At 41.5% G+C, this 15404-nt stretch carries 14 protein-coding genes; 7 read left to right on the top strand and 7 right to left on the bottom strand.

What is annotated here, in order from left to right:
• The first annotated feature begins 82 nt into the window (after nucleotides 1–82).
• Entirely contained in the window at nucleotides 83–1534 is a 1452-nt protein-coding gene (locus AM500_RS14625; protein ID WP_053599877.1) for an alanine/glycine:cation symporter family protein, read from the top strand.
• 662 nt (nucleotides 1535–2196) lie between these two features.
• Here AM500_RS14625 and AM500_RS14620 read toward each other — a convergent pair.
• A complete protein-coding gene (locus tag AM500_RS14620; RefSeq protein ID WP_082347240.1) occupies nucleotides 2197–3249 on the bottom strand; it encodes a YeiH family protein in 1053 nt (350 codons plus the stop codon).
• A gap of 231 nt (nucleotides 3250–3480) precedes the next feature.
• Between AM500_RS14620 and AM500_RS14615 the strand changes: the two genes are divergently transcribed.
• The 4 genes from AM500_RS14615 (at nucleotide 3481) to cysK (ending at nucleotide 7085) form a co-directional block, all read left to right on the top strand.
• On the top strand, nucleotides 3481–4266 hold the full coding sequence (locus AM500_RS14615) for an ABC transporter ATP-binding protein (RefSeq protein WP_053599876.1): 786 nt from the start codon (nucleotides 3481–3483) through the stop codon (nucleotides 4264–4266).
• A complete protein-coding gene (locus AM500_RS14610; protein ID WP_053599875.1) occupies nucleotides 4250–5011 on the top strand; it encodes an ABC transporter permease in 762 nt (253 codons plus the stop codon). Before AM500_RS14615 ends, AM500_RS14610 begins: the two co-directional genes overlap by 17 nt.
• A gap of 14 nt (nucleotides 5012–5025) precedes the next feature.
• The gene (locus AM500_RS14605; protein WP_053599874.1) at nucleotides 5026–6036 is read left to right on the top strand and encodes an ABC transporter substrate-binding protein; all 1011 of its coding nucleotides are present in this window, start codon (nucleotides 5026–5028) and stop codon (nucleotides 6034–6036) included.
• A gap of 125 nt (nucleotides 6037–6161) precedes the next feature.
• A complete protein-coding gene (cysK, locus tag AM500_RS14600; RefSeq protein WP_053599873.1) occupies nucleotides 6162–7085 on the top strand; it encodes a cysteine synthase A in 924 nt (307 codons plus the stop codon).
• A gap of 29 nt (nucleotides 7086–7114) precedes the next feature.
• On the opposite strand, the gene AM500_RS14595 is transcribed toward cysK, so the two are convergent.
• Nucleotides 7115–8257, bottom strand: a complete 1143-nt coding sequence (locus tag AM500_RS14595; RefSeq protein ID WP_053599872.1) for a cysteine desulfurase family protein — start codon at nucleotides 8255–8257, stop codon at nucleotides 7115–7117.
• Nucleotides 8258–8446: 189 nt separating this feature from the next.
• Here AM500_RS14595 and AM500_RS25080 point away from each other — a divergent pair, with 189 nt between their 5' ends.
• Nucleotides 8447–10384 carry an Ig-like domain-containing protein gene (locus AM500_RS25080; RefSeq protein WP_082347238.1) on the top strand — a complete coding sequence of 646 codons (1938 nt, stop codon included), beginning with the start codon at nucleotides 8447–8449 and terminating at the stop codon, nucleotides 10382–10384.
• Nucleotides 10385–10871: 487 nt separating this feature from the next.
• The gene (locus AM500_RS14585; protein ID WP_053599871.1) at nucleotides 10872–12047 is read left to right on the top strand and encodes a NupC/NupG family nucleoside CNT transporter; all 1176 of its coding nucleotides are present in this window, start codon (nucleotides 10872–10874) and stop codon (nucleotides 12045–12047) included.
• 391 nt (nucleotides 12048–12438) lie between these two features.
• Here AM500_RS14585 and AM500_RS14575 read toward each other — a convergent pair whose 3' ends face one another.
• The 5 genes from AM500_RS14575 to AM500_RS14555 are packed head-to-tail and all read right to left on the bottom strand — an operon-like array spanning nucleotide 12439 to nucleotide 15404.
• Nucleotides 12439–12804, bottom strand: coding sequence for a Na+/H+ antiporter subunit G (locus AM500_RS14575; RefSeq protein ID WP_053599869.1), 366 nt, complete (start codon nucleotides 12802–12804; stop codon nucleotides 12439–12441).
• Nucleotides 12782–13066, bottom strand: a complete 285-nt coding sequence (locus AM500_RS14570; protein ID WP_043929721.1) for a Na(+)/H(+) antiporter subunit F1 — start codon at nucleotides 13064–13066, stop codon at nucleotides 12782–12784. The genes AM500_RS14575 and AM500_RS14570 overlap by 23 nt, the downstream gene beginning before the upstream one ends.
• Nucleotides 13060–13542, bottom strand: a complete 483-nt coding sequence (locus AM500_RS14565) for a Na+/H+ antiporter subunit E (RefSeq protein WP_053599868.1) — start codon at nucleotides 13540–13542, stop codon at nucleotides 13060–13062. The genes AM500_RS14570 and AM500_RS14565 overlap by 7 nt, the downstream gene beginning before the upstream one ends.
• A 43-nt stretch (nucleotides 13543–13585) precedes the next feature.
• A complete protein-coding gene (locus tag AM500_RS14560) occupies nucleotides 13586–15073 on the bottom strand; it encodes a Na+/H+ antiporter subunit D (RefSeq protein ID WP_053599867.1) in 1488 nt (495 codons plus the stop codon).
• Nucleotides 15066–15404 carry a Na(+)/H(+) antiporter subunit C gene (locus AM500_RS14555; protein WP_053599866.1) on the bottom strand — a complete coding sequence of 113 codons (339 nt, stop codon included), beginning with the start codon at nucleotides 15402–15404 and terminating at the stop codon, nucleotides 15066–15068. The genes AM500_RS14560 and AM500_RS14555 overlap by 8 nt, the downstream gene beginning before the upstream one ends.

Here is a 15404-nt window from a genome sequence, read left to right as displayed (position 1 = left end):
TTCTATCGTCTGTTTAATATTTGTGTATAAGAACATGGTCTTTTATAATGATGGAGAATTTTCTGAAAATAGGAGGGGTACTTTGGAAGAACTTGTCGAGTTGCTAAATGCCATATTGTGGAGCACACCGGTCATTTACACAATTCTGGGTGTAGGACTTTTATTTTCTATTTTAACCCGGTTTGCTCAGGTAAGGCACATTAAAGACATGGTTATCCTAATGTTTAAGGGGAAAAGCTCGGAGGCAGGAGTTTCATCATTTCAGGCATTATCGATTGCTCTTTCCGGACGTGTAGGAACGGGGAATATTGCAGGTGTAGCGACTGCCATTGCGTTCGGTGGGCCGGGAGCGGTTTTCTGGATGTGGGCCGTCGCATTTATAGGGGCTTCAAGCGCATTTATAGAATCCACCCTTGCCCAAATTTATAAGGAAAAGCAAGATGGGCAATATCGCGGAGGACCTGCTTATTATATTGAAAAAGGCATTGGTTGGAAATGGTTTGCGATTCTATTTGCTCTGGCAGCTTTGCTGGCGATGGCTGTTCTTATGCCAGGTGTACAGGCAAATTCCATTGCATTGGGGATGGAAAATGCATTTGGTATCCATAGAGCCATTACAGGAGGGGTAATTGTCCTTTTATTGGGCTTTATCATCATTGGCGGAACAAAAAGGATTGCCCACACCGCACAGTTGATTGTTCCTTTCATGGCCTTAGGATATATACTTTTCTCATTTATCATAATTGCAATGAATATAACCGAAGTACCTGCTGTCATTGCTCTGATTTTAAGAAGTGCATTTGGTGCGGACGCTGCATTCGGCGGCTTAATCGGCATGGCCATATCCTGGGGCGTAAAGCGGGGGATTTACTCCAACGAAGCTGGCCAGGGGACTGGTGCCCACGCAGCCGCGGCGGCAGAGGTTTCGCATCCTGCCAAGCAAGGGCTCGTTCAGGCATTTTCAGTATACATTGATACATGGCTAGTTTGTTCCGCTACTGCATTCATGATTTTATTTACTGGGGCATACAATACACAGGCGGAAGACGGTTCCTTTATTGTAAACAATCTGGAAGGTGTTAAAGCAGGTCCTGAGTATACACAGGCAGCGGTAGATAGTGTTTTGCCCGGTTTCGGTGCGGGATTTGTTGCAATCGCACTATTCTTTTTCGCTTTTACAACGATCATGGCATATTATTACATGGCAGAAACCAATATTGCCTATTTAATCAGGGGCGATAAAAAAACGGCCATGCTTTTATTAAAAGTTGTTATTATGGCTGCTTCGTTCTATGGATCCTTAAAGGAAGCTGAAGTGGCATGGGCACTTGGAGATGCAGGCTTGGGAATAATGGTCTGGCTCAATTTCATCGCAATGCTGATTCTTGCAAAAACGGCTATTGTTACATTAAAAGACTATGAGAGACAGAAAAAACAAGGCCTGGATCCCGTGTTTGACCCGAAAGCATTAGGAATAAAGAATGCAGATTATTGGGAGAAAGAATATCATCCGATTGAAGAGAAGATTTCATAAATCGGAAGTAAAGGGCGTCGACTTAGGTTGACGCCCTTTAACCTTTATTAATCGTACAACCAAAAAACAAAGAAGTGCACGAACCAGGGAGAAATCATTTATGCCACATACCCTGTCTCAATACTCTTACGGAATACGCTGATTGAGAAAAAAGAAGCGAAGGAATTCGAGATGGTTGACTGGCTATATGGATATAAAACTGTGGGAACCAAAGCAGTACAGCTTGGCAGCTAAACTTAATACGCGTATATAGGAGCAAGGGCAAGCAGCCTTGCTTCTTTTTTAATTTAAAGAGAAGTGCAATATGTTGGAGTTGTAACATTTCAATGCTGGATTTCGAATAAAGCAATCTTTAAAAACTCTATTGGTAACGTTTCAGTGCAAGACTTTAGGTAAAACGATACCAATAAGCTTCATTGATAACATTTCAGTATAAAATTTAAGGCAAAACGATTCCAAGAGCCTCTATTGATAACATTTCATTGCTAGATTATGAGCAAAACGGTGTAAAGAGAGTCGTTGGTAACACTCGGTGCAAAAATATCCAGAATACAAAGGCACAAATTGCCATTAAGCCAGAAACTAAGGACAATTTTCTTTTCCAAGAAGTAAAATGTCCTTGGAATGAAATACCAAGGACATTTTAAATAGTTTTACCATATTTAAAAAAACAAACCAACCAATAAAAAAGTAACGGCACCCATTAGTATAGATGAAAGCAGGCCAACTATTAATGGACGTAAGCCGACGGATTTAATTTTTCCAATGTCAGTCCCAAGCCCAACACTAGCCATTACCATCAGGATAATATATTTTGCGACAGTGGAAGTTACCTCCACAGCTGCATCAGGTAATGGAACGATCGTGTTGAGTGCTGCAGCGCCTGCAAAGACGAGGATAAAATACGGGAACACTTTTGAGATCTTAACTTTATCTGACCCGCCCGCCGAAGCTTTTGTTTTCATAGAAATCATAACAGACAATATGACTGCGGTTGGCACGAGCATGAGTGTCCGGATGAGCTTAATAACAACTGACGTGTCACCGGCAGCGGTGCTGTAATTATAACCCGCAGCAACAACAGACGATGTATCATGGATCGCTATCCCCGCCCAAACACCGAAAGCATGATCAGTCATGGACAATAGATGTCCGATTAATGGATACACGAGAACTGCAAGCACATTAAACGCGAAGATCGTATTGACTGCATAGACGATTTCTTCTTCTTTAGCTTTTATGATCGGCCCTGAAGTAGCAATTGCGGTTGCACCGCAAATTCCGGTTCCAAGGCTGATGAGCAGGGGTATATTTCCTTCCAGTTTAAACAGGCGGCCCAGGAAGTATGTCAGGAAGATGCCAATAAAAACAGCTATGAGGACAATGATGAGTGCATTCAGGCCAAGACTATAAATTTCTGTAAAGCTGTAACCAAAACCAAGCAGGACTATGGCTGCTTTTAGGAGTTTTTTTAATGTAAAGCTTATGCCTTTGGAAAATAAGGACGGTACACCAACCGTTTGTTTAATGATGACTCCCAGAAGTATAGCAATAACTGCACCGCCAAGAATGGGGAAGGCCTGACCTAAAAAATGAGCCAAAAGTGCAATAAGTGCTGTCAATATGATTCCTGGAATATAGGTGGAAAATATGTTTTTTTCTATAGATGAAAATCTAGTATTAACCGATTGCATTGTTTCATGCCTGTTTTTCAAGTTAGGGACCTCCGATTAACCTATGTTTCTTTTCAAATGCCTATCCTATCCTACCACCGTAGAACTTTCTTGACCAGCTGAAATTCGACAATTATCCGAAATACTACATCAGTATAATTTACCTTTTTGTTACAGATTACTAAATTAGTTGACATACATAAAACTGAGATTATAATAAAAACGATAAATCCGATTAAATTAATGAGAATTATAGGATTAGTGGGTGACATGATGTTTCTTAATATAAACGATATCAATAAACAATTTTCCAATCAAAAAGGAACAAGCAAGGTACTATCAGATATAAATCTTTCTATAAGAGAAGGAGAATTCGTTTCGATTCTAGGTCCTTCTGGCTGTGGGAAGTCGACTCTGCTTTCCATAGTTGCAGGTTTAACAAGACCGACTAGTGGAGAAGTGATGCTGAATGGAAATCCGATAAAAAAACCCGGAAAAGACCGGGGAATGGTTTTTCAAGAAGCGGCTTTGTTTCCTTGGATGACAATTGAGGAAAATGTCATGTTCCCGCTCCGCAAGGAAATGAGCAAGAAAGAGGCAAGGGAAGTTGCGCATCAATTTTTGCATATGGTTCAGCTGAGCAATTATACAAAACATTCCCCGCATGAGCTTTCAGGCGGAATGCAGCAGAGGGTTTCAATTGCCAGGGCGCTTTCAATGAATCCGAAAGTGCTGCTAATGGATGAGCCGTTCGGTGCCCTTGATGAACAAACTCGTTCAAGGCTCCACAATGAGCTCGAGAAAATCTGGGTTGAAACGAAGAAAACGATTCTTTTTGTCACACACAGCATCTCTGAATCAATTAAACTGTCAGACAGGATCGTTGTGATGGGAACAAGGCCGGGAATAATCCTTGAGGATATTACAGTTGATATCCCGAGGCCGCGCAGGTCACACCCTGAAGCAGTGGTACAGCTAGAGGAGAGAATCAATGTCCTTTTGAAGGCAGAGATAGAGAAAGTAGTAAAAGAGGAACTTGCTTATGCATCGAACAATTAAACAACTAATATTTTTCACATTATTAATCGCTGGGTGGCAGGCTGCTGTACGGATATTTGATATTTCTCCAGCACTAATGCCTGCACCTACAGATGTACTAAAGGCGCTTAGCGGTGGAATTGCGGATAAAACCCTTCTATATGATATATCTGCAAGCTTTAGAAGATTGGCTATCGGCCTTGTCATCTCTATTATTCTTGGAGTTTCTCTTGGAATTTTGCTGGCCAAAAACAAAACAGCAGATGAAACACTTGGCAGCCTTGTACTTGCACTACAGAGCGTGCCAAGCATTGTCTGGCTTCCGATTGCCATTATGTGGTTTGGCCTTAATGAGACATCAGTAATCTTTATTGTCATTCTTGGGGCAACACTTGTGATTACCATCAATATGAGGATGGGGATCAAAAATGTTCCGCCTTTGTACATTAGGGCGGCACAGACGATGGGGTCAAAAGGCTTTGATCTTTTCCTAAAAGTAATCCTTCCCGCTTCGATACCTTATGCTGTAACTGGAATCCGGCTTGGCTGGGCATTTGGCTGGCGCGGCCTTATGGCAGGGGAAATCTTGAGTACTGGTCCTGGCCTGGGTTATACGCTTAAATACGCTTCGGATTTTGGAAATATGAGCATGGTCATCGCGATCATGATTATTATAGGAGTCATTGGGACCATTGTAGATATCCTTTTCTTCCAGCGTGTTGAACGAAATGTTATCCGCCGCTGGGGATTGGAAACGAGTAAATAAGGAGGAGAATAATAATGAAAAAACGGACAAAATTAATGGGGATGTCGCTTCTTCTGGGCATGGGAATTCTAGCGGGATGTGGGTCTGACAGCGCTAATTCAGGGTCAGGATCTGCGAAAAACGCAGAAAAGGTTGTAATCGGATATTTCCCGAATATCGACCATGCGCCGGCAATGGTTGCCAGGGAAAAGGGGTATTTTGAGAATGAATTAGGGGAAAAGGTTGAAGTCGAGTACAAGACATTCCCAGATGGCGGAGCGTTCATGACAGCCTTGAAGACTGGCGATATTGATGCCGGCCTTGTTGGCCCTGGTCCGGTTATGAACAATTTCACAAATGGTGCAGATGTAAAAATCATTGCTGGCGCCTCCTCTGGCGGTACTGCCATTGTAGCCAGCAAACAGAGCGGCATTGATTCTGTCGAAGATTTTGCGGGCAAAACCTTTATTACACCTGGTGTAGGCTGTACACATGATGTTCAAATGGAAACATTCCTTCAGGATTATGGGATTACTTCCGCAAGGATTGGCGGTACGATGAAGCACGTAACCGGTAACCCTGCGCAATATGCAAGTATGTTTGAGACAGGCAAAGTCCATCTTGCGGCGGTACCTGAACCTTGGGCTAGCCAGTTGGTAAAGGACACTGGGGCAAAAATCATTGTTGATAGTTCAAAAATTTCTTATGGAACAACGTTACCAAATACGATCCTTGTCACAAGCGGAAAAGAACTAAGCTCCAATAAGGATGTAATCTCCAAGATAGTTAAAGCACAGGAAGAAGCGATTGCATTCATTGAGCAAAATCCTGAAGAATCAAAGGAAATCACGATTAACAGCATTAAGGAAATTACAAAGCAAGATTTAGATAAAAGTGTAATTGATGCTGCGTGGGCAAATATCCGTTTCACTGATGACGTCAATAAGGACGTACTCCAGCAGTTTGCAGACTCTTCCGTTGAACTGAAGTTCCTGAAAGATAAGCCTGATTTTAACAAGTTAATTGATACTCAGTTCATTAACTAATAGTAATGGGTACTAAGTTTTGAAGCTTGGTACCCTTTTCATATCGGTTAAATTGTGCTGGATGGCTCAGTACGGAAAGGTTTGGTATGATAAATACTAGATAATTTGTCCTCGAGGTGAAAGACTTGAAATTGTATCAATCAGTTCTTGATTTAATTGGAAACACTCCAACCGTAAAACTGAATAAACTGCCGGATCCAGCTGGGGCCGAGGTCTATATGAAGCTGGAATCCTTTAATCCGGGGGGAAGCGTGAAAGACCGTGCGGCGTTCAATATGATCAACCGTGCGGAGGAAGAAGGAAAACTCATTCCAGGAAAAAGCACCGTCATTGAACCGACTTCAGGAAACACAGGCATTGGAATCGCAATGGTTTGTGCTGTTAAGGGATACAGATGCATCATTACGATGCCGGACAATGCTACACAGGAAAGGGTTAAAATTTTGAAAGCATACGGCGCAGAAGTTCATTTAACACCAGCTAGCAAGCGGATGAGCGGGGCAATTGAGGAAGCCAATCGGTTAGCTTCGAACTATCCCGATAGCTTTATCCCGATGCAGTTCGAAAATGAAGCGAATTCCGATGCCCATCGCAAGACAACCGCTTTTGAAATTATGGAGTCGTTTGAAGGAAAGCTTGATGCACTCGTCGTAACAGCGGGAACTGGAGGGACTGTAACCAGAGTAGGCGAGGAGCTGAAGAAAGCCATCCCGAACCTGAAAATTTATGTCGTTGAACCATTTGGTTCACCTGTTTTATCAGGAGGGGAACCAGGCCCGCATAAAATTCCTGGAACAGGCCCCGGTTTTATACCCAAGATTTTAAACCGTGAAATCTATGACAAAATTCTCCATATAAAAGATGAGGATGCACAGGATATGGCCAGGAAACTTGCTGCCAAAGAAGGGATTTTCGTAGGCGCTTCGGGTGCTGCCTCTGCGTTTTATGCGGTTGAAATTGCAAAAAACCTTCCGTCTTCTGCACGTGTTTTATGCTTTGCTCCTGATACAGGTGAACGGTACTTATCTTCGGATTTGTTTCCTGGTTAAAATATGCTCTATAAAAAAGGCCCAAAGCATTAACTGCTTGGGCTTTTACTATATAACCGTGCCAACTCTTCAATAAGGATATCAACTTCATCTTTTGTGTTCTCATGTGAAAAACTGATGCGGATTGCACTATTAGCCATTTCCCGGCTTAAGCCAAGCGACTCCAGGACTGAGGGACCCCGGGAGTGATTGGACTTGCAGGCAGCAGCCGAGGAGATGTATATCCCCAATGCATCCAACTGTTCAACGATGTTTTTGTTATAATGGCCGGGCATGGAGAGATTGACAATATGCAGTGCACCTTGTCTTGATGAGTTGATCACAGCCTGGGGAAGGCGTTCCTCTATTTGCTCCAGGCAATAATTCCTCAATTCTGCTATATAATCCATCGTTTTTCCGATATTGGAAAAAGTAATTCGGAAAGCTTGGCCGAATCCAGCAATAAAGGCGGTATTTTCTGTTCCCGACCGTAAACCGCGTTCCTGTCCGCCTCCTAATATGTTCGAAAAAATAGCTGTTCCCTTTTTTACATAAAGAGCGCCAATACCTTTTGGTCCATGCAGTTTATGGCCGCTCATACTAATCAAGTCGGCGCCGAGGCTCCCTGCAGTAAAGGGCAGCTTGCCAAAACCCTGAACAGCATCACAGTGCAAAAGCGCGGGTGACGCCTTTTTTTCAATGATGTTCTTTATTTCATGTACAGGAAAAATTGCGCCCGTTTCATTCTGGACCAGCATGGCACTGACAAGAACAGTGTCTTGCCTGATAGAGTGTTCCAATTCCTCCAAATCAAGTACTCCATTTAGTGCGGGAATGTACGAGACCTTCCAGCCTTGCTTTTTTAAGTCACGGATTGTTTTTGTGACTGCAGGGTGCTCTACTTCTGTAGTAACAATATGCTTGCCAAGATGGGCATTTGCCAGGCATGCTCCTTTTATCGCAAGGTTATCCGCTTCAGTTCCACCGGATGTAAAATATATCTCATCAGGTTTCACTCCGAGGGAATCAGCAATGATTTTCCGTGCTCTTTCAACCTCATGCTTACTTTCTTTCCCGAGCTGATGAAGGGAGGAGGGGTTCCCATAAACCTCAGCCAACATGCGAGTTATTGTATCGATTACTTCTGGGTACGGCTTTGTAGTTGCGCTGTTGTCAAAATAAATGGTAGGCATATCGCTCATCCTTCTAAAATAAAATCTCTATTCATTGTAGCAACCAGGTTAATACAGAGTAAATGTCCAAACCAGCACAAAAGTTAGTAAACATTTTTTGGTAAGTTTCTAGTTACATTTCCAATACTTATAAGGTAGAATTTTAATAGTGTGGTAAATTACTACCTTGAATATGAAGGGAGAAATATAATGAAATCATGGTTGTTAAAGGCCGGTATTGCTGCCAGTCTTATTATTGGCATTTTACCAGTAAGTGAAGTTGCGGCACAGACAGAGACATCATCCAGCTGTACCCGTTTTGGTGAAATCCCGCAAAATCAAAATCCTTCTTTTCAGCATATAAATTGCCTTCTTACAACTGCCGCCATTGAGGCTGATATTCCACCCGAAGTTGTAAAGGCTGTTGCTTCACAGGAAAGTGGCTGGAGGCAGTTTGATGAGAATGGGAAACCATATGAGTCATCTGATGGTGGTATTGGGATAATGCAGTTAACGAATAAGCCCCAGTATGACCAAACTAAATTGAGAACAGATATAGCCTATAATATCAAGGCAGGGGTCGAAGTTCTTAATAGTATGTATGCTATGGAGAAACTTCCAAAGATAAAAGGATCCGGGCGAGAGGTTATTGAGAATTGGTATTTTGCTGTAATGGCTTATAACGGATTAGTTCCTGTAAATAGCCCATTAGTTAAAAAGACAGGGGTAACAAATACTGGGGCTTATCAAGAACAGGTTTTTTCAAAAATAGAAAGAGATAGCTTTTCAGGTGATACTGTTTTAACTGATTATCCATTTACTAATGAAGATTTTCTTTATGATGATAGTCCAGAAGCAACCGATACCACATTTAAGTTTACTAAACTTATATATGAACTTAATGGACCGTTTCATTATACTGCATATAACCTTAAACCTGGTGATCGAGTAATGGTGACATTTGATGGAGTGACACTTCGAACTAATGCCAGCAGAAGTTCTGCTAGTAAAGGTGTATTGCCAAAAGGGACTGGCCTTATAATTGATAAGCAATTTGTTTACGATACAACCAGTGATACTATTCAAAACCACTTTGTTTGGTTTCCGGTAAAAACAGAGGATGGTAAGACGGGGTATATATCTTCAGCATATATTGAGAAAACAAATCCCTTGGCGCCAAGTATAAATACTACCAATAAGATAACGAATAAAGATACAAAAGTTGTCGGAAAGACAGAATCAAAAGCAACAGTAGTTTTGTCTATTTCCGGTAAACATTATAAGACTTTAACAGCAAGTGAAGAAGGTAATTTTAGTATAACAATTCCAGTCCAAAATACCGGCACTGAAATTTCGGCTGTCGCAACTGATCGAAGAGGGAATAAAAGCCCTGCCAGAACGATTAAAGTCAACAGAGTGGCGCCGAATATGCCAACTATGAACACTGTAACAAACAAGACCACTTTGATTTCTGGGAAAACTGAAGCAAATGCCAAAGTAACGCTATATATTTCGGGAAAATCATATAAAACGGTTACTGCAGATAAATATGGTGCTTTTAAAATTCCATTCACTGCCCAAAATGCCGGTACAGTGTTAACTTTGACAGCAAAAGATGCAGCCGGGAAAGTCAGTGCGCCAAAATCCACTAAGGCATTGAAGGTCGCTCCGAATAGACCTTCCGTTTCAACAGTAGATAACAAAGATTTCGCAGTCTCTGGAAAAACAGAGGCGAATGCTACAGTAACAGTGGCAATTGCCGGAAAAAAGTATGTAAAAAAGGCAGACAAATATGGTAATTTTAAAATTGGAATTCCAGTTCAAAATTGGGGCACAAAAATCTCGGTAACAGCCAAAGATAGTGCCGATCGTGTAAGTGCTGCTAAATCGGCAACTGTTATCAGAGTCGCTCCTAACCAGCCTGTCGTTAATAAAGTCCGTTATTATTCCACTTCTGTGACGGGTAAAACCGAGAAATATGCTACTGTCACCGTAAAGGTTGGTACCAGGACATATACAGCAAAGGCGAATGTGTACGGCACCTTTTCGGTAAAAATTCCAAAATACCGCGTTGGGACGAAAATGTACTTCAATGCAAAAGACTCCAAGGGTAAAATTAGCGTCACTCGTACGGTGACAGTCTCCTAAGGTTGTAAAACATAAATATTAATTTTTTTTCAGGCCAATTCTTAGTGAATTGGTCTTTTTAATATTCCTGCTTTAGATAGTTGCAAGACGATTGCCTGTTCATTTAAGGAAAAGAATCTATACTTTGGGTTTTTACTATGGCTGCGGTGCAAATTATTCCATTTAAGTATAATTTTACAAAAGTTTTAGTTATGATTTACAAAATTTCAAGTATTTCTTTAAAAAGCGACATTATTAGTAACAATTATCTGAATTAGCCTAAAAATTCCTGAATTAGCAATATATAAACTTTATTTTTGTTCAAAATTAAAGTAACAAATGTTCAAAAATGTGATATAGTTATCCTGCAATAACGAATGAAATGTAAGCGCTAACGGCTAGGTCTTTTTTGTTAGGGAATTGGAATTCCATCCTCAAATATTTTGAGCCAGCTTGTTTATGCGAAGAAAAATTTTTCATTTCTAATTTAGTTATGGGGGTAAAATCAATGACAATCATACTAGGAATTATAGGAATCCTCGCACTCATAGGGATTGCATGGGTTATGTCGAACGATAAGAAAAATATTAATTTTCGTGCTGTCGGCATCATGTTGGCTGTACAGCTTTTTATAGCCTGGTTCATGCTCAACACCTCGATTGGCAAAAAAGTTTTGCAAGCAATAGTCGATGTCTTTAATAAAGTTTTGTCTTTCGGCCATGAAGGAATTTCATTCGTATTTGGTGATCTTTCGACGAAGGGCTACTTCTTTGTTGACGTCCTAATGATGATTGTGTTTGTTTCTGCATTGCTCTCAATTCTCACGTATACAAGAATTTTGCCATTAGCTATTAAATATATTGGCGGTGCTGTTGCTAAAGTAACTGGCCTTCCTAAAATTGAATCATTCGTAGCGGTCAACTCAATGGTTTTTGGCGATACAACTGCTATTCTATCAGTAAAATCCCAGCTGCATAAACTTTCTCCAAACCGATTGTTTATTGTAGTAACATCTTCTCTCGTAGCGGTATCATGCTCGATATTAGGTGCTTATATGCAAATGATTCCTGCCGAGTTTGTGCTGGTTGCTTTACCAATTAACGTATTTTCTGGATTAATTCTTTCTTCAATGGTTTGCCCAGTACCGAAGGAAGAAGATGATGAGATAGATATAAAAGAAATGATTCCTGAAAAATCATTATTTGAAGCAATCGGAAATGGTGCTTTAATCGGTGGAAAAACTGCTCTGATCGTAGGAGCAATGTTGATTACGTATATTGGATTACTTGCGATGCTGAACTTCATTCTCGAAGGTTTGGTAGGAATGTCGTTCCAGGAAATCCTCGGGTACATCTTTGCACCTGTTGCATTCATAATGGGAATACCGACCTCGGAAATTGTAAGGGCAGGTTCTGTTATGGGTACGAAAGTTGCGGCTAATGAATTTGTTGCGATGCTCGATTTTATGAAAATTATTCCGGATATGACTCCGAAGACAGTCGGTATCGTTTCAGCATTCTTGGTTTCATTTGCGAACTTTTCTTCGATTGGAATTATCCTTGGAACCGTACAAGCTATCAATGGTGAACAGGCGAGCAGGTTGGCCAAGGTTGGTTTGAAGGTATTGTTAGTGGCTACAATGGGATCTGTTCTGACCGGAACCATCGTAGGCTTGTTCCTTTAAAATTAAAATATATTTAACCCTCTTTCTAATGAGAAAGGGGGTTTTTAAATGGGGGTTTTTCCATCAGCATTTTCTTATGCAATGCTCTTAACACCTCATATTCCGCTAGTAAAATTTATAACCCCGAATGCTACACTTATAGCCCTGAACCAAAATTTTATAACCCTGATCGGAAAATTTATAGCCGGTATTAACAATTCCGCCACATTTCACATAGGCTGTTTAATTCAGTCCCCTAGTGAGAGCGGTTAGAAAGGCTTACCGCCCGAAGAAAGCCAGGCGCCTCCCGACAGGCAAAATTCGCCTTTCTCGTGATAAAGAGCTTTTCTATATGTAGCGGAATCAGCATAAAAATAAAAAATGCCCCTCCATAAAATGAAGGGACAATAATTTATTTGGATTGCTTCCGTTTTTCTATCGCTTCGCCCAGCTCGTCCTTGACGGTTGTCTCGGCCATTTTCACATTCGTAATATAAGCAGCCCTGGCAATTAAGTGCGCTGATACCGGGGCGGTCAGGAATACGAAGAAGATTCCAAGAAGCAGCCTGACGCTAAAAAAGCCATCGCTAAAAAGGAAGAATATAAATGTACCTACGAGTGTAAACAAAACACCCAGAGTTGAGCTTTTTGAAGCGGCATGGGAGCGTGTATACACATCTGGCAGTCTTACTAATCCGATGGCGCTTAAAAAACTTATGAACGTACCAGCCAAAATAAGAATAGCCGCAATCATTTCACTCAGATCGTTTGGATTCAATGGCTACACCCCTTTCCAGGAATCTTGCAAACGCAAGGGTTCCAATAAAGGATAATATCCCAATCAGCAAGATTACTTCAAAAAACGCATGTGTCCTTAGAAGGACAGAAGTTATGGCAACACCGGCTATCAAATTAATCCCGATTGAATCCAGCGCCTGAATCCTGTCAGGAGAAGATGGGCCTTTGATGAGACGATAAAAGGTGGCAAGGATGGAAAGGGTTAGGAAGACCAATGAAATCTTTAATATTAAATCTAACATTTCCGTGTCACCTTCTTAATATAATTTTCAAATCGCAGTTTCGATTTAAGCACAGATTCACTCGATTCAGGGATATCCATTGCATGGACGTATAACGTTTGGCCGTCATCTGAAACCTTAATAACAACTGATCCAGGGGTTAAGGTTAACAGCAGGGAGAGAAGGGTAACCTCTGTGTCTGTCTCCAAATCTGTTTCCACAATAAAGATTCCTGGTGTTATATTTAACTTCGGCCTGATGACTTGCCGAATCACAAGAATACTGGAGGTAAATAACTCTTGAATAAAAACGAAAAATAATTTAATGATATTTACAAATGTAATCAAATAAAAATTGTCCGGAAGAAAGCGGCGCATTAAGAATAGGACGAGGATTCCGACCAAGTAGCCGCTGAAAAAGGTCAGAACACTCCAATCCTCTTGGAGAGCCGCCCAAAGCAAGGCGATAAACAGATTGGTTAATACCTGCATTGCCATAAAGACCACCCCTTTCCGTAATAATCAAAAAATCTTTTTAAGATCAACCTTTGTACTCTCCAAGGACTGCATCAATATAAAGTGAGGGATCCATCAAGCTTTCAACAGCAAGCTCTGCAAAGGAATGAATTCCCTCAGCGCCAAGCCCCAGTGCGATGGTAAGAGCAGTCAGGGCTGCAATCGGGAACAGTAATCCTTTCGTTTTCCCTTTTTCAGTTTCTTCATTAAGGTAGGATTCTCCCCAAAAACCATACATAAAGATTTTTAAAACTGAATAAAGGACCATCAGGCTTGCCAGGAGGCCGATAGCCCCTAGCCAGAAGTAACCAGCCTCGAATGTTCCTTCTGTTATATAAACCTTGCCGATAAACCCGCTTAACGGCGGAATCCCGGACAATGACAGTGCTGCCACAAAAAACATCCAGCCTAGATAGGGATATGTTTGGATCAAGCCGCTGAAGTTTCTTAAATTAGCCGTTCCTGTAATCGCGATAACAGTTCCCCCGATAAGGAAGAGAAGGGCCTTAATAATCATGTCATGAATAAGGTAGTAAAGGGATCCGGTTAATCCTTCCGGTGTGCTTGATGCAAGCCCTGCTAAAATAAAGCCAACGCCAACAATCACGTTATACGTCAGGATCTTCTTGATGTCCCAAAATGCAATAGCACCTATTGCACCTAAAAGCATGGTAAGTGCACTCATGATTCCGATAATCAAATGGGTTGTTTCCGGCTCGTGGTAAAACACGAGTGTGAAAATTCGAATTATCGAGTAAATACCCACTTTGGTAAGAAGCGCTGCAAACACTGCCGCAATTGCTGTTGGAGGTGCGCTGTAAGAACCAGGCAGCCAAAAGAATAATAACAATCCCGCCTTCAGGCTAAAAACAATTAAAAATAGCAGTGAAATAGCAGTAAGCAGGCCGTCTTGTCCGGCCTCAGCAACGCGGACTGATAGATGTGCGAAATTCAGCGTCCCTATTGTGGCGTACAAGTAGGAAATTGCCACAAGGAAAAGGAAGGAGGATATCAAATTTACCAGCACATATTTAATTGATTCCCGCAGTTGCAGACGGGTACCACCCAGGGAGATCAATACGTAAGAGGATATAAGCATAACCTCAAAGCATACAAACAGATTAAAGATATCACCTGTAATGAATGACCCGTTAACCCCAGTAATTAGGAATAAAAATAACGGGTAAAAATAATGTAGTTCCCGTTCCTTCCCGATGGAACGAAACGCGTATAGAAAGCAGAATAGCGCAACGATACTCGTTGTAATTAGTAGAAGCGCAGAGAACATATCAGCAGCAAAGCTTACCCCGAAAGGTGCCTTCCAGCCGCCAATATGGAGAACCTGGATGCCGTCCGTTTTAATTTGAAACATTAAAACGGCTGATACCGCCCCGGTGGCAACGATAGCCAGAATTCCCAGCAGCCTTTGCACCATTATCTTGTTTCGAATGATGACCATAACCATCCCTATGATTAAAGGGATAATAATGGGCAGTATGAGTAAATTATTCATTTTCATTACCTCGCATTTGTTCCGTGTCATCAGTTCCAAGCACCCTATATGCACGATAGCTAAGGACTAGGAAAAGGGCGGTGGTCGCAAAGCTGATGACAATAGCCGTAAGAATAAGTGCCTGCGGCAAAGGATCAGTAAAGGTATCCCCGCCAATTCCTAAAAGGGGAGCTCCACCTGTTTTTAATCCGCCCATTGTAATGATCAGCAGATTGACAGCATGGCTAATGACCGAGGTCCCCAGTATAATCCTCAATAGATTTTTAGATAAAATTAAATACGTTCCAATGGTAAACAAGACCCCGACAAGTACCGACATTAAAGTTTCCAT

The sequence above is a fragment of the Bacillus sp. FJAT-18017 genome, assembly GCF_001278805.1.
Taxonomy (GTDB): domain Bacteria; phylum Bacillota; class Bacilli; order Bacillales; family Cytobacillaceae; genus Bacillus_D.
The sequence above is the reverse complement of the archived record's forward strand: the minus strand, read 5'-3'. Positions and strand labels throughout refer to the sequence as shown.

What these genes read in the sequence shown, in the direction of transcription:
- AM500_RS14560 (WP_053599867.1), bottom strand. Translation starts at nt 15,073, where the DNA reads ATGAATAATTTACTCATACTGCCCATTATTATCCCTTTAATCATAGGG.
- AM500_RS14555 (WP_053599866.1), bottom strand. Translation starts at nt 15,404, where the DNA reads ATGGAAACTTTAATGTCGGTACTTGTCGGGGTCTTGTTTACCATTGGA.
- AM500_RS14605 (WP_053599874.1), top strand. Translation starts at nt 5,026, where the DNA reads ATGAAAAAACGGACAAAATTAATGGGGATGTCGCTTCTTCTGGGCATG.
- AM500_RS14570 (WP_043929721.1), bottom strand. Translation starts at nt 13,066, where the DNA reads ATGTTAGATTTAATATTAAAGATTTCATTGGTCTTCCTAACCCTTTCC.
- AM500_RS14610 (WP_053599875.1), top strand. Translation starts at nt 4,250, where the DNA reads ATGCATCGAACAATTAAACAACTAATATTTTTCACATTATTAATCGCT.
- AM500_RS14565 (WP_053599868.1), bottom strand. Translation starts at nt 13,542, where the DNA reads ATGGCAATGCAGGTATTAACCAATCTGTTTATCGCCTTGCTTTGGGCG.
- AM500_RS25080 (WP_082347238.1), top strand. Translation starts at nt 8,447, where the DNA reads ATGAAATCATGGTTGTTAAAGGCCGGTATTGCTGCCAGTCTTATTATT.
- AM500_RS14615 (WP_053599876.1), top strand. Translation starts at nt 3,481, where the DNA reads ATGTTTCTTAATATAAACGATATCAATAAACAATTTTCCAATCAAAAA.
- AM500_RS14585 (WP_053599871.1), top strand. Translation starts at nt 10,872, where the DNA reads ATGACAATCATACTAGGAATTATAGGAATCCTCGCACTCATAGGGATT.
- AM500_RS14595 (WP_053599872.1), bottom strand. Translation starts at nt 8,257, where the DNA reads ATGCCTACCATTTATTTTGACAACAGCGCAACTACAAAGCCGTACCCA.